Annotated in this window: 15 protein-coding genes; 11 read left to right on the plus strand and 4 right to left on the minus strand. The window is 70.0% G+C overall.

What is annotated here, in order from left to right; translation table 11 throughout:
• Window positions 1-86 precede the first annotated feature (86 nt).
• Window positions 87-923, plus strand: a complete 837-nt coding sequence (locus TR46_RS23860) for an NAD(P)-dependent oxidoreductase (protein WP_042404682.1) — start codon at window positions 87-89, stop codon at window positions 921-923.
• A 16-nt stretch (window positions 924-939) separates the two neighbouring features.
• Here the strand turns inward: TR46_RS23860 and TR46_RS23865 are convergent, their stop codons facing one another.
• From TR46_RS23865 to TR46_RS23880, 4 genes are all read right to left on the minus strand, one after another.
• Window positions 940-1,509 (minus strand): phosphotransferase-like protein, encoded by a 570-nt coding sequence (locus TR46_RS23865; protein ID WP_042404684.1) that lies wholly within the window; start codon window positions 1,507-1,509, stop codon window positions 940-942.
• Window positions 1,506-2,522, minus strand: a complete 1,017-nt coding sequence (locus tag TR46_RS23870; protein WP_042404686.1) for an AAA family ATPase — start codon at window positions 2,520-2,522, stop codon at window positions 1,506-1,508. Before TR46_RS23870 ends, TR46_RS23865 begins: the two co-directional genes overlap by 4 nt.
• A gap of 248 nt (window positions 2,523-2,770) precedes the next feature.
• Window positions 2,771-4,024, minus strand: coding sequence for a helix-turn-helix domain-containing protein (locus TR46_RS39810; RefSeq protein WP_084718871.1), 1,254 nt, complete (start codon window positions 4,022-4,024; stop codon window positions 2,771-2,773).
• The gene (locus tag TR46_RS23880; RefSeq protein ID WP_042404688.1) at window positions 4,021-4,350 is read right to left on the minus strand and encodes a putative quinol monooxygenase; all 330 of its coding nucleotides are present in this window, start codon (window positions 4,348-4,350) and stop codon (window positions 4,021-4,023) included. The genes TR46_RS39810 and TR46_RS23880 overlap by 4 nt, the downstream gene beginning before the upstream one ends.
• A gap of 368 nt (window positions 4,351-4,718) precedes the next feature.
• Between TR46_RS23880 and TR46_RS38255 the strand changes: the two genes are divergently transcribed.
• From TR46_RS38255 to TR46_RS42505, 10 genes are all read left to right on the plus strand, one after another.
• Window positions 4,719-5,366, plus strand: coding sequence for a hypothetical protein (locus TR46_RS38255; protein ID WP_052433057.1), 648 nt, complete (start codon window positions 4,719-4,721; stop codon window positions 5,364-5,366).
• Between the two features lie 88 nt (window positions 5,367-5,454).
• On the plus strand, window positions 5,455-5,814 hold the full coding sequence (locus TR46_RS23890) for a hypothetical protein (RefSeq protein ID WP_042404691.1): 360 nt from the start codon (window positions 5,455-5,457) through the stop codon (window positions 5,812-5,814).
• 183 nt (window positions 5,815-5,997) lie between these two features.
• On the plus strand, window positions 5,998-6,309 hold the full coding sequence (locus TR46_RS23895; RefSeq protein ID WP_236655462.1) for a hypothetical protein: 312 nt from the start codon (window positions 5,998-6,000) through the stop codon (window positions 6,307-6,309).
• A complete protein-coding gene (locus TR46_RS23900) occupies window positions 6,306-6,791 on the plus strand; it encodes an ATP-binding protein (RefSeq protein WP_236655463.1) in 486 nt (161 codons plus the stop codon). Before TR46_RS23895 ends, TR46_RS23900 begins: the two co-directional genes overlap by 4 nt.
• Window positions 6,792-6,860: 69 nt before the next feature.
• Window positions 6,861-7,391 carry a hypothetical protein gene (locus TR46_RS23905; RefSeq protein WP_042404692.1) on the plus strand — a complete coding sequence of 177 codons (531 nt, stop codon included), beginning with the start codon at window positions 6,861-6,863 and terminating at the stop codon, window positions 7,389-7,391.
• A 44-nt stretch (window positions 7,392-7,435) separates the two neighbouring features.
• Complete coding sequence (locus TR46_RS23910) at window positions 7,436-7,696, plus strand: WhiB family transcriptional regulator (RefSeq protein ID WP_042404809.1); 261 nt, start codon at window positions 7,436-7,438, stop codon at window positions 7,694-7,696.
• Window positions 7,697-7,741: 45 nt separating this feature from the next.
• On the plus strand, window positions 7,742-9,532 hold the full coding sequence (locus TR46_RS23915) for a DUF2637 domain-containing protein (RefSeq protein ID WP_042404694.1): 1,791 nt from the start codon (window positions 7,742-7,744) through the stop codon (window positions 9,530-9,532).
• Between the two features lie 184 nt (window positions 9,533-9,716).
• Window positions 9,717-10,190, plus strand: a complete 474-nt coding sequence (locus TR46_RS23920) for a hypothetical protein (RefSeq protein ID WP_042404700.1) — start codon at window positions 9,717-9,719, stop codon at window positions 10,188-10,190.
• A complete protein-coding gene (locus tag TR46_RS23925) occupies window positions 10,187-10,501 on the plus strand; it encodes a hypothetical protein (protein WP_042404702.1) in 315 nt (104 codons plus the stop codon). The genes TR46_RS23920 and TR46_RS23925 overlap by 4 nt, the downstream gene beginning before the upstream one ends.
• 117 nt (window positions 10,502-10,618) lie before the next feature.
• Window positions 10,619-12,437, plus strand: a 1,819-nt coding sequence (locus TR46_RS42505; protein WP_161790183.1) for a hypothetical protein, incomplete at its 3' end; no start/stop codon positions are given.

Here is a 12,437-nt window from a genome sequence, read left to right on the forward strand (position 1 = left end):
CAAGAAGGCAACGTCGAGTCGTTTGAGATGATCTCGGAGGCGACCCGGCGGTGAATGGGTACATCTGCCTCCACCTGGGAGAACGCATGGCTGCACAGACCACAGTTGGCCTACTCCATCCCGGCTCGATGGGCGCAGCCGTCGCCGCGTGCGCTGCCGCGAACGGGAACCGAGTGTTGTGGTGCCCGGACGGTCGCAGCCCCGCTACGTCGGCGCGCGCGCAGCAGTATGGCCTGGAGGCCGCTTCCTTGGAGCAACTGCTCGCCGACGCCGACGTGCTGCTCAGCCTGTGCCCGCCCGCGGCCGCCGTGGACGTCGCCGACCAGGTCGCGGGGCTTGGGTACACCGGCGTGTTCGTGGACGCCAACGCCATCAGCCCGACCTCGGTGGATCGCATCTCCGACGTCTTCCCTGCCAGCGCTGTCCTGGTCGACGCAGCCGTGGTCGGCTCCCCACCGGTCGGCGGCAAGTCCCCCACGCTGTACCTGGCCGGACCCGACGCGGCGACCGATGCGGTGGAGCTGCTGTTCGCCGGGACGGCGGTGCGAACCCATGTGCTAGGCACCGAGCCCGGCCAAGCGTCCGCGCTCAAGCTCGCGTACAGCAGCTTCCAGAAGGCCAGCCGCGTACTCGCCGCGCTGGCTGTCGGCGTGGCCCACGAGCACGGCGTCGACCAGGAGCTCGGCGCCATCGCGGCCCGCCGGAGCAGCTCGTACCTCGCGGAGACGGAGTACATCCCCAAGACCGCCGCGCGGGCCTGGCGGTGGGGACCGGAGCTGGAGGAGGCCGCGGCGATGCTTGCGGATGCCGGCCTGCCGCCGGACATGCTCACGGCCGCCGCTGCCACGCTGGCCCGCTGGGACGGTGCCAAAGACGCGCAGCTCAGCGTCGCCGACGCGCTCGCACGGCTCGCCACCCCGTAGGCCCCCGCCCCCGTCCTCATGCCGTCGCCGCCTCCGTGCTCTGGTCCAGCAACTGCACGATCCGGTACGCGGACTCCACCGGCGGCCGGGCCTGGGTGGTCAGCGTCAGGTCCCAGGCGAATTCGGCGTGAGCGGCCAAGTCCTGCTCGGTGGCGTCCCAGGCAGCGAGCCGCGCCGGGGTGTCCGCATCGCCGCGGCCCTGCGAACGCGCCTCGGTGATCGACCGGGAGCACCACAGCAGAACCGTGGTCCAGTTGGCGGGATAGCCCTCCAGGAGCGCGCGGACCCCGTCGACCTGACCGAGGTGAACCACCGGCACCCCGGAAGCGAACGCGACGTCCAGGCCGGGCCGGTCGATGACGTACGTGCTGCCATACCGGCTGTTCGCGTAGACGACATCGCCAGCCGCCTCCAGCAACTCCAACTGCTCCGCCGTGCCCATGCGGTAGCCGCCCGATCGACCGGCCCCGATCTTTAGCCGGGCGAACTGCTGAAAACGCTCGTCAAGGCTGGTCAGCGCGGCGGTGATGGTGTCCTTGCCCGAGGCCGGCGGCCCGTAGAGGATCACGCCGTGACGATTGCTCACGCGTACACCTCCCGGATCGCGTGTCGGGCCTGGTCGGCCAGCGAGATCGCGGTACCGAGCCGGTTGTCGACCACCAGATGCGGCACGGACGGCCGAAGGTCGACATCAACGGTCTTGATGTACTCATCCCAGCGCTGGAGCTTCCAGGCGTCGCGAGCCGCGGACCGGAACGTGATGTACTCGCGCATCGACTCCGGGTCGCACTGGACCCAGATCGGCGCGACGTCGACTCCCAGCGAAGCGCACCGGTTCGTCAGCCGCTGCATCCACTCCCGGTCGGTCATCTCCGTGATGAACGGCGCGGTCAGCACGCTGGAGATCCGGCAATTGATGTTGGCCATCGCCGCCTGCATCAGGCAGTCGTACTCAGTAGGCCGCACCTGCTCGCGGTACAGGTCGGTGTGCCGGTCGTTTGGGTCGCCACCGAGGGCGACCAGCAGCTTTTCCACCAGCGGGCGGGTGAGAGGGTCCTTGTCCAGCAGCGGCCAGCCGGTCAGCTGGGTCAGGAACCGTGCGAACTCCGACTTCCCGCTGCCGGCGTAGCCGCCGACCAGGACCACGACCGGCCGGTGCGGGTCGCCACCGGTGTGCCGACGCTTCCAAGCGTCCAGGATGCGCTGCTGCACGCTCATGTGGTCGGCCTCACCGCTACCGCCAGACGCGATCCGGTGGATCGCCCGCTCGACCGCGAGGACATGCTGACCGTTGTGCTGGTCGCTAGCCGGAGTCAGCCGGAATTGGGTGTCCTCATTCGGCATTGCTCCGCGGAAGCCCAGCTCGGGATCGGTGGCCCGGTACAGCAGGCAGTACGCGCGTCGATAGTGCGGGCCGGGGTACGACTCACCCTGCTCGTGCTGCCACAGGGTCTGCGGATTCGCCGCCGGGATGCCCTTCAGCTTCGCTTGTTCGGCAACCTCGCGCAGCCGCTCCCCCGCCTTATCCAGCGTCAGTCCGTGCGCCTCCCGCTGAGCGCGCAGCAGGTCAGGTCGCCATCCTGGGTGATCCTTGCCCATGCCCCCGCCCTTCGTTGACAACATGCCCGGCAGCTTAGATCCGACCGTCGAAAACCCGTGTGTACGCGGATGTGAAAACGTGTGTAGTCAGCTGATGACGTGCATGTGATTCCACGTCAGCTCTGGTCCGGCTGTGATTGAGGTCTCGCAACCGAACCAGGGGGACAGTAGAGATGCGGTCAGGATCAGGACAGCGGAATGCGCAGGATCCCGTTAGGGCCCGTGAGTGGTCGGCGGTTCCTTGTGGGCTAGTCAATGGCATCCGCTCGCTCAGCCAAGTCGAGAAGGTCGCGCGAGGCGTTCGCTCCGGCGATCAGAACCAGCTCATGGATAGCAGCCCGTGCCGCGTTGTGGGTCTGGATCAGCTCGGGCGCAATGACCTCGGCACGCAGCAAACATTCAAGGGCGTCTCCACCATGACGTCGTTGGGCGTGGGCCCGTCCCAGATCCATCAGCAGCCGTCCCTGACGTTCCGGCGACAGGCCCCCTGCGTCGATGGCCAGACCGATGTCGAGTGCTTCCCCAGCATCGCCAAGATCTACGGCGGTGCTGACAGCTTGGATCTCAACGTTGATCGGTCCGAATTCCAGGTTGAAGTCGTTCCGGTTTTCGCCCAGGCGCGCGGCGATGGTACGTGCCTTGGCAATCTCGTCTCGGGCCTCGATGCGGGCGCTCGCGCGAGCGTGCACGAGAGCCATGGCGAGGTGCAGCGAACCGAGGACGGACAACGCCTCAGGCGAGTCACTGTTCAGGTCCTCAAGTGCTTCGATGGCAGTGCTAGCAGCGTGTTCGGCCTGCCCCAGGCTCCGGAGTCGCACGAACGCCTGCACCATGCGGAACACGCTGGCGCACACGTGCAGCGCGTTACCGGAGCGCTCCGCAGCGAGGACGGCGCGGTCCGCAGCCACCCAGGCCGCGTCTGCTTCATCTTGCCGCACAAAGGCAGCGGACAAAGCCTGGTAGGTGCGCGAGAGGAGGAGGTAGAGCTCTGCTGTCTCCCCGTCCTGGCGCGTTCGTACTGCCTTCTCCAGCTCCGGGACCAGTGCAATCGCCAAATCGCTAACCTGTGCGAGCCGCCCAGAGTGCGTCAGCTCCCACAGGTCGACCACATCGGCGCGCAATGCTTCCAGAGCACGCCCTTCGGGGACGTGGTTGAGCAGCAGAGTGCGCAGAGCTGGATGGCCCGAGATGAGGCGTCTGGTTGCGTCCAGATCGTTGGACAGGGCCAGCGGGGTGGGCGTCAGTGAGGAGCCAACGAGGTCTGGCGAGGTGCCGGGTCGCAACTGCTGCACGGATACGCCAAGCTCATCTGCGATGGCTTGGAGCAGGTCAACACGTTGGACAGGCTGGATTCCACGCTCAACCTGTGACATCCAGCTGCTGGTCTTTCCGAGCGCTGCGGCCAGCTCCGCTTGGGTGCGCCCTCGGTCCTTGCGGAACTTCTGCACACGCTGGCCGAAGGCGCGGTCCTGAGGATCGACGTCCCTGCCCGTCGGTTTCACTGCGCCCCTACTTCCGGGCGCTTACTCAGGCCCCCAATCTCGTTCATGAAGGTCACCTCGACGCCAGCCAGGAACTCCTCACGTGCGGTGAGGAAGTGGCGCGTGTGGGGCTGGGCCTCATGCGCCTCGAATGCATCGCGGTCGGCGTAGAGCTCGTAGAAGACGCGGACAAGCGGCTCGTTGACGGGCGTATGCACTGCGTACACGAGCGTGCCGGCCTCACTCCGGATGCCCTCGATAGTTCGCGCGACCAGCGCGTCGAACAAGTCCCCTGCCGCCGCATTCTGCAGGGAGAACCGCACCGCGAGTGCGTATCCGCCAGTCAAGACCGTCTCCTCATCGTCGTCGTGGGCAACACAATCTCACACATGCAGCATCTGTGCGAAGTAGCACTGAAACTATTGACTAGCACTTTGAGTGCTACTACTGTCCATGGTGTTGAAGCGGATGGCCACCCAGTTCAGGTGGGCATCCACAGCCGAGCCCTGTCATCGCTTTAGGACCTCGGCAGGTGTCCGACCACAACCACATACGCGCCGGGTCGAGCTTCTGCTCCCAGGGCGCACCTCGCACCACCGCGAAACCACAGCGCTGTTGCGCTGTCTGTCCGCCAGGACCGTCGGCCAACCGACCTGGTCCTGACAGGCAGAGAGAGCAACAACTCACCCTCGCTATAAGGCTGCTGGAGGATTAGATGTCGAAGACTCGGACCAAGCGGACCAACGGCCGCTCTCCGCTCAAGCTCAGCACTCTTCGTTCCGACCGTTACAACGTGCGCCCGGGTGAGCGCCGACAGATCGCCTGCCTCGATTGCGACGTGTGGCACTGGATCGACGGGGAGACCGTCCTGAAGGTCCGTGAGCACGATGACAAGGAGAGCGGGCAGCGTTGCCCGGGCAGCCTCCAGGTCGTCACCGTCGACATCGACGTCGCGCGCTGGCAGAAGCAGCAGGACCGGCGCCGGAACCCCGACGCGCTGATGGCGGAGTCCCGCCGTCCGAGCCGGGTGCTGCGCAAGCCCAAGGTCCCGGTCTCGCCGCCGGTGCACACGATGGGCCGGGCGGCCTTGCCGGACTCCGACGCGCTGGACCTGTCGGGCCTGGACGCACTGCGCCAGCTCCTGCTGATCCTCAACGAGCCCGAGCGCGCTCTGGCTGAGGAGGAGGCCGCCAAGGCCGCCCGGGGCCGCCGGCCTCAGGAATGGGAGCAGGTCCTGCCCGCCGTCGAGCGCGCCGACCAGCAGCGCCTCAAGGAGCTGACGGAGGCGAAGGTGAACGAGCTGCTGGTCGATCCGATCTTCGCTCCGACCGTGCCGTCGGAGACCCTGCACCCCAGTGTTTGACCGACTGGCCAGCACCCAGTCCGCCAGCTCCACCAGCGGCGGTCCCGTCCGGGGCCGCCGCTTCGCATCTCTCGGGAGGGAACACACCATGACGCTCAGCAGCACCGAGGCCCCGTTCACCATGGCCACCGCGCCCGCCTTCACCGCCTCCTACCAGGGCCTGGCCGGTCGGAAGACGGCGCCGCTGGAGCGGATCGCGGACGCTACGCAGGTGGAGGTCACGGCCCGGATCATCTCCAGCCGGCGCAGCGGCCGGGTCATCTGGCTGGGGCTGGAGGCGGACAACGGCGCGACTGCGGTGGCCAGCCTGGACGACGCGGTCGGCGACACCATCGCGGCCACGGCCTACCACGTCGGCCAGACCGTCCGACTGCGCGGCACCGCCCGCACCTGGCCCGAGCTGGGCGCGCCGTTCATCGCGGTCCGCCGGTTCCTGCCCGTCACCTGATCCTGCGTAGCCCGTCGCGCCCGGCCCGACTCGTTCGGTCCGGGCACGGCGGAGAGCGCGAGATCAGGTCAACGGCGCTCTGACCCGGCCAACCCGTCCGGGCCCCGAACGCGGTGAAGACCCCGGCGCCTACTCCGGGGTCTTCAGTAGGCCGCGATGCTCCCACGAGAGCGAGGTACGACCGTGACCACGATCCTAGCGGCGGTTCCGGCTGCCCGAACCCCCCACCTCAGCGCGGGCGATGAGCTGCTGCGGCGCGTCATCGACACCCAGATCGGCCCCCGCATCGAGGGCACGATCTACGAGAACACCGACGGTGCCTTCCTGGTCCTGGAGGTGGTCCGCGACCCGCAGCGCGCCCGCGAGCTGCTCGGACGCCGTAGTGCCCAGTGGGCGCTGGTCGTCCGTGACGTCCTGCGCCACGACGGCGAGCCCTTCGCCGTCGGTTCGGTGTGGACCTCCGCCGACCATCTGGTATCGGGCGGGTCGCGGTGAGCGCCGCGACGGTCCACGGCACCGGAAGCGTTGTGTTCGTGCAGCGGCCGCCGCTGCCGAAGACCGCAGACGGCTTCTACCTGCGCCACCGCGACGGGGGCCTGGTCGCGCACATCACCGCGACCCAGGACACCCTCAGCGACCTGCGCCGGCTGGCCCGGATGGCGCTGCTGTTCTATGGCGCCACGACCGACCACGCTGACACCGCGCAGCTGGTGCTGTCCGAGCTGGTTGGCAACGCGGTGCGGGCCTGCGGCGAGCACCACGTGCCGCTGGTGGTCGAGGTGTTCACCACGGTGGCCGGCGTCACGGTGACCGTTCACGACCCGGTCCCCGAGCTGCTGCCGCACCGCGGCACCGCGGCGATGGACAGCGACCAGGCCGTCGGTGGCCGGGGCCTGCCCCTGCTGGACTTCCTTGCTCCCGGCTGGACCATCACGTCCTCGCCGATCGGCAAGCAGATCCGCTGCGACCTCGCCTGACCCGCTGCCCGGACCGTGCCCCGGTCCGGGCGGCCCCCTTTCACGCATGTCACCGGCTGGGAGGCCGTCATGAAGCAGCTGCAGCGCACCCCGAACCCCTTCTACTCCTTCGACCTGGCCGCCACCGCCGCGGACGCCACCGTGTTGATCGGCAAGGGCCGGTCGGCGCGGGAGGCCTGGCACGAGGCCGCCAGCTACCGCCGCTGGCTGGCCCGCGAGATCGGACCGCGCCGCGTCGGCGGGGTCTACCGCTCCTACACCGGCACCGTCTACGAGGTGCTGGAGCTGGACCGCGGACCGCGCACGGTCTGGCCGCTCACTTGGCAGATCACGGTCCGCACGCTGGGCTCCACCCAGATCCGCCGGCACTGCACCCCCTGGGACGAGCGCGACCAGGTCCTGGTGGAACCGGGCGAGCACCTGGAGTCCGCGCACCTCCTGGACGAGATCGAGCACCCCAGCGAGACGGCCGCCTACCAGGCCGCCGCCCCCGGCTACGCCGCCGCCCTCGCCCTGGTCAGCCGCACCCGCATCCCGGCGCAGCGCCGGGCCGTCCCCATGCCCGCCATCCTCACCACCGCGACGGAGGCCGTCCGATGATCACCGTGTCCACCAGCACCAGCACCGACTCCACCGCTGCGTACATGGACTGGCGCCACGGCGCGGTCTGCGCCCAGGAGGACCCCGAGCTGTTCTTCCCCGTCGGCGAGGCCGGCCCCGCGCTGCTCCAGGCGGAGGAGGCCAAGGCCGTCTGCCGCCGCTGCCCGGTCATGGACCTGTGCCTGACCTGGGCGCTGACCACCGGCCAGGAGCACGGCGTGTGGGGCGGCACCACCGAGGGCGAGCGCCGGGCCGCCCGGCGCCGCGCCTACCGCCACGCCGTGGCCGCCCGCGACGCCGCCTGATCAGCCCGTTGCCCACGCACACCCCAGAATAGGAAGGAGGCGGCGATGGCCGTCGACACCACCACGCAGGAGCTGGAGGCCGAATTCGCGGTCGACCAGCCCGTCTACATCCCCGCCCAGGAGCAGCCGGACGTCCCCGCCGACTCCGATGCTGACGCTGACAGCGGGAGCGAGGCGCAGTCGCTGGCGTTCACCGCCGCGGACTGGGTCCTGGCAGCGGCCGGAACGCTGATGGCCACCGGCGTCTCGGTCATCGGCCTGATGTCCTCCTACAAGGCCCTGGAGCGCAAGGCCGCGCTGCCGGCAGCGGAGGGCGGGTGGGCCTGGTCGGAGCCGTGGATGCTCCCGATCGGCCTGGACCTGAGCATCCTTGCCTTCAGCATCATCAACCTGGTGCTGATCCGGGTGGACCGCCCGGCGGCTTGGGTCAAGTGGATCCCGCGGTTGGGCGCGGCCGGCACCATCTACCTGAATTGGGTGTCGGCTGGGTCCCTGGCTTCGCAGATCGGCCACGCCGTCCTGGCGTCGCTGTGGGTGGTGTTCTCCGAGATCGCCGCCCACGTCTACGCGGGGCAGATCGACGCGATCCACCACCGGCCCCGTATGGAAGGCGTGCGCTTCTCCCGCTGGATCCTGGACCCCTGGTCCACCGCCGTGATCGCCCGGCAGATGAAGCTGTGGGAGATCACCTCCTACGAGCGGGCATTGGAGGTCCACAAGGAGCGCGCGGTGTACCGCGAGCAACTGACGCAGCGTTACGGCAAGCGGTGGAAGAGGTCCGCCCCTACCGAGGCGCTGCTGCCGGTGCGGCTGGCCAGGTTCGGCATCACCGTCACCCAGGCGCTGGACCTTCCCTCCCGCAAGGCCGCTGAGGCTGCCGTACGGGAGCACGAGTCCGGTGTACGGGCGCGGGCGCTGGCCCTACGGATCCGGGAGGAAGAGGCTACGACGACCCTCGCGGAGGTCCAGCGGCAGGCCGCGATCGACGCCGCGAACGCGCGGGCCGAAGCGGACCGGCTGGCCGCCGAAGCCGAGCTGATCCGGGCCCGGGAGGAGGCCCGTACGGCGGCTGAGGCGGTCGTACGGAACGCCGAAATCGCCCAGCGGATCAAGGAAGCCGAAGCCGAAGCCGAGGCGCAGCGGCTGCACCTGGAAGCGGAGGCCAAGGGCCGCCAGGCTGCAGCCGAAGCCCAGGCGCGGGCGGCTGAGATCCAGCGCGAGCAGGAGAAGCAGCAGCTCACCTGGGATGCGGAGCAGGCCAGGCTGCGCCGCGAGCACCAGGCGCAGGAGCTGACTGCCCGGCTGGAGAGCGAGCGTCTGGAGCGCGAGCAGCACCAGGCGCGGGCGGTGTCCGAGGCCGCTGCGGCTCGCCGCCTGGCGGAGGAGCAGAACGCGGCGGCGAAGGCGGAGCGGGAAGCCGCTGAGGCTCGCCGTATGGCTGCCGAGGATCTCCGTACGGCCGCCGTACAGGAGGCGGAAGCCACCGTATCCCGGGCCGAGGCCGAGCGCCGCGCGGCAGAGGAGAAGGCCGCCACGGTCGCCGCCGACGCCGCCGCGGCGGAGCAGCAGCGGGCGATGGCCGTAGCCCTGGAGGCCGCGTCCGTAGCCCACGAGGGTGCTCGCCGTACACCGGCGGAGCGGCAGGCGTACATCGTCGCCGACATGATCCGCGAGTTCGGCGAGAGCACGGTGACGGTCAGCTACATCGAGCGTGCGCTCGAACTGCCGCACACCACCGCCCAGGCCCGGCGCGACCGCGCCCGGCAGATCCTCGCCGACCCCGGCGAGGGCACCGTCCTTGCGCTGCCGATGGCTGAGCAGCGGAAGTTCGGCTGACCCGCACCGACAGCACGGCCACCGGCATAGCCCCTGCGCCCCAGCACAGCCCACCCGGGCTGGTCTGGGGCGCAGAGAGGGTGCCGACCCGGTACTCCATCCCCGGCCATCCCCGGCCGGGGCCCGCCCCAACCTGCGAAAAGACCAGCAGAACAGCAGATCAACGCCCATGGAGGCCCCCGCCATGACCAACGAAGCCCGCAACTCCGCGATGCGCGGCATCGCGCAGGACCCGGATGCGTTCGCGGCCTACCTCGCTGACCTCCAGCGGTGGCTGCTGACCATCGGCAAGGACCTGGAGACGCTCCAGCACGAGACCCGCGTCGACCTGCGCAGCAAGCACGTGCAGGGCGACCGCTGGTACCACGCCCGGCTGCGCGCCGTGCCGGTGGAGCGCACCCTCAAGGACGTCCTGGCCCACCTGGAGGGACTGACCGCCGGCCTGGAGAAGGCCACCTTCAAGCGCCGCGCCCACCACGAGGAGGTCAATTCCCTCCCCGGAAAGCGAAAGGAAAAGGCCCTGGCCAAGGCCAAGAAGAAGAACCGCCAGGCGCTCCCGCCGACCCCGGAATCCACAAAGGTGGTTCCCGGGGCCCCGGATTCGGTATATGGTGGTCCCACGTCGATTTACGACCTGGGTGACAGGCGGTCGGCGTGACCCGCCCCCTCACCAGCATCGAGAAGGCCCAGGAATCACGCCGCGGCTGGTATATCGGGGAAGAGCGAAAAGCCCGCGAATCTCGCGGCGAGCAGGGCGCGATGGAATTCTGGCTCCGCGTCACCCGCTCGCAGATCGCCAAGGAAATCAAGGCCGGCCGCGAGGACACCTGGGCCGGGTTCGCCCTGGTGTGCCGCCTGTTCATGACGGCGATGCAGCAGCGGACCGCCGGCCAGCCGCGGATCTGGGAGGACCTGCTGACCTACGCGCAGGGCGTCCTGAAGGACTTCCCGCCGCGCGACCCGATGTGACGAAGCAAGGCCCCGCCGGACTCCGGCGGGGCCTCGCGCGCGTAACGCGTGCACGGGTGCCCGTGCACGCGTGCACACAAGACCCACCGACTGTCAAGCCCAGGAAGGAGGCGTGCCGTGGCCGACGACAGCACCGACGGGAGGCTGATCCCGTTCCCCGGCGGGGGCTCGTACACCCCGCCCCCCATCCCCTCCTACGGGGACACCATCCCCGACCGGGAGCCCGATTCCCCGGTCCCGCCGGAAACCCCGGAAGAGACCACGATGGAATTGCCAGCAATTCCAGCCCTGGCCGACCCGGCCAGCTATCTGGCGTCCGAAGGAATTCCGGACGCCGGAGAAGACGAGGAATCGGGGGATTCCGGAGGAGAAGAGGAGGGCGAATACGAAATCCCGCGTTCTCTGGCCGATCGGCTGGGTGACTGGCTCGAATACCGGATAGCGCTGGGGCGCGGCCGCATGGACGCCGAAGCGCCTTTCCGCGAGGCGGAGATAGCGCAGAAAATCGCCAGGATGACGGCGGCGACCGACCGCGAAGTCGGCCTGCTGGCGCAGCAGAACAAGCTGCGCCAGGCGCAGATCAAGGCGCAGGCGGACCGGACCGCGGCCCGCTCCGGCTCCAGGTCCGGGTCCGGCTCCGGCGGGTCCGGCGGTGGGAAGTCGTGGCAGTCCTCCGGGATGGGCTCGGACAAGGGCCGCAAGCACGGCTCCGGCGGCTCCTCCGGCTTCAACAGCCCCGGCCGCACCGGCGGCGGCAACGGCTCCTCCGGGGGCGGAAAGAGGGGCGGAAACGGCGGCGGCGCCGGGCTCTCGGGCAGCGGCGGCAGGGGCGCTGGGAGCAGCGCCGGCGGCCACAACCGGGTCGCCCGGGGCAACGGGGCGGGCGGGGGCCTGGCAGGCCGTCAGAACGGCTCCGGCGGCCTGGGCGGCAGGTCCGGTGCCGGCGTTGAGCGTACGCGCGGACGTCAGGAACGGGCGTCCGCGCGCCAGGCCGCCAACCTCGCGGACTGGACCAAGGACCGAGACCAGGGCCGGCAGAACAAGCAGGCCCGCAAGGACGAACGGAAGGCGCGCCGGGACAACCCCGACCGCGTCACCCTGGGCGAGGCCCTGGGCAGGGAAGCCGAGCGCCGCTTCGATCGGCGCCGCGCAGCTGCCGCAGGCACCGGGGCCGCAACGTCCGGCCCGAAGGTCGACCTGGTGAAGAAGCCCGCCGGCACCGGCGGAAGGAGCACCGGCAAGGACGCCGGGACTGCGGGCCCCAAGGTCGACCTGGTGAAGAAGCCCGGCGGGGCCGGGAACCCCGGGGAGTCCTCCGGCCCGAAGGTCGACCTGGACAAGAAGCCCGTCGGCAAGCCCGGGAGCAGCACCGGGGATGAGACCAAGCCGGATGAGCTCAAGCCTGACGAGGCCAAGTCTGACGAGGCCAAGTCTGACGAGGTCAAGCCCGGTGAAACCGAGCCGGAGGAGGCCGAGCCGGAGGAGGCCAAGGCGGAGGAAGGCGACGGAACGGCGGCTGGGGAGAAGGAGAAGCGCACGGGCGACGGCGACGCCGCCAGCACCGGTGACTCGGACGACTTCTGGGACTTCACCGCGGACTGGCGGGTGCGCGAGGACGGCACCAGCGACTGGTTCCGCTGGGGCAAGAACCGCTCCGAGCGGGAACGCCGCCGGGACCGCTCCGAGGACGGGCCCGGCGGCAGCAGCTCCGCCGACGTGCCGGTGGTCGACTTCCCCGGCCGTCCCGCCAAGCCTTCCCCAGCTGCCGAGAAGAAGCCGGAGACGGAGGAGGACTACCCGGACGCGGAGATCGTGGACCCCACGGCACTGCCGCCCGCGCCGGTCCGCCACACCCAGCGGCCCGGCACCAGCCGGCCAACCCCCGAGGAGAGCACCGTGAGCACACCCGGGCCCAGGTCGGGCACGCACCAGATGG

The organism is Streptacidiphilus carbonis, from assembly GCF_000787775.1.
GTDB lineage: Bacteria > Actinomycetota > Actinomycetes > Streptomycetales > Streptomycetaceae > Streptacidiphilus > Streptacidiphilus carbonis.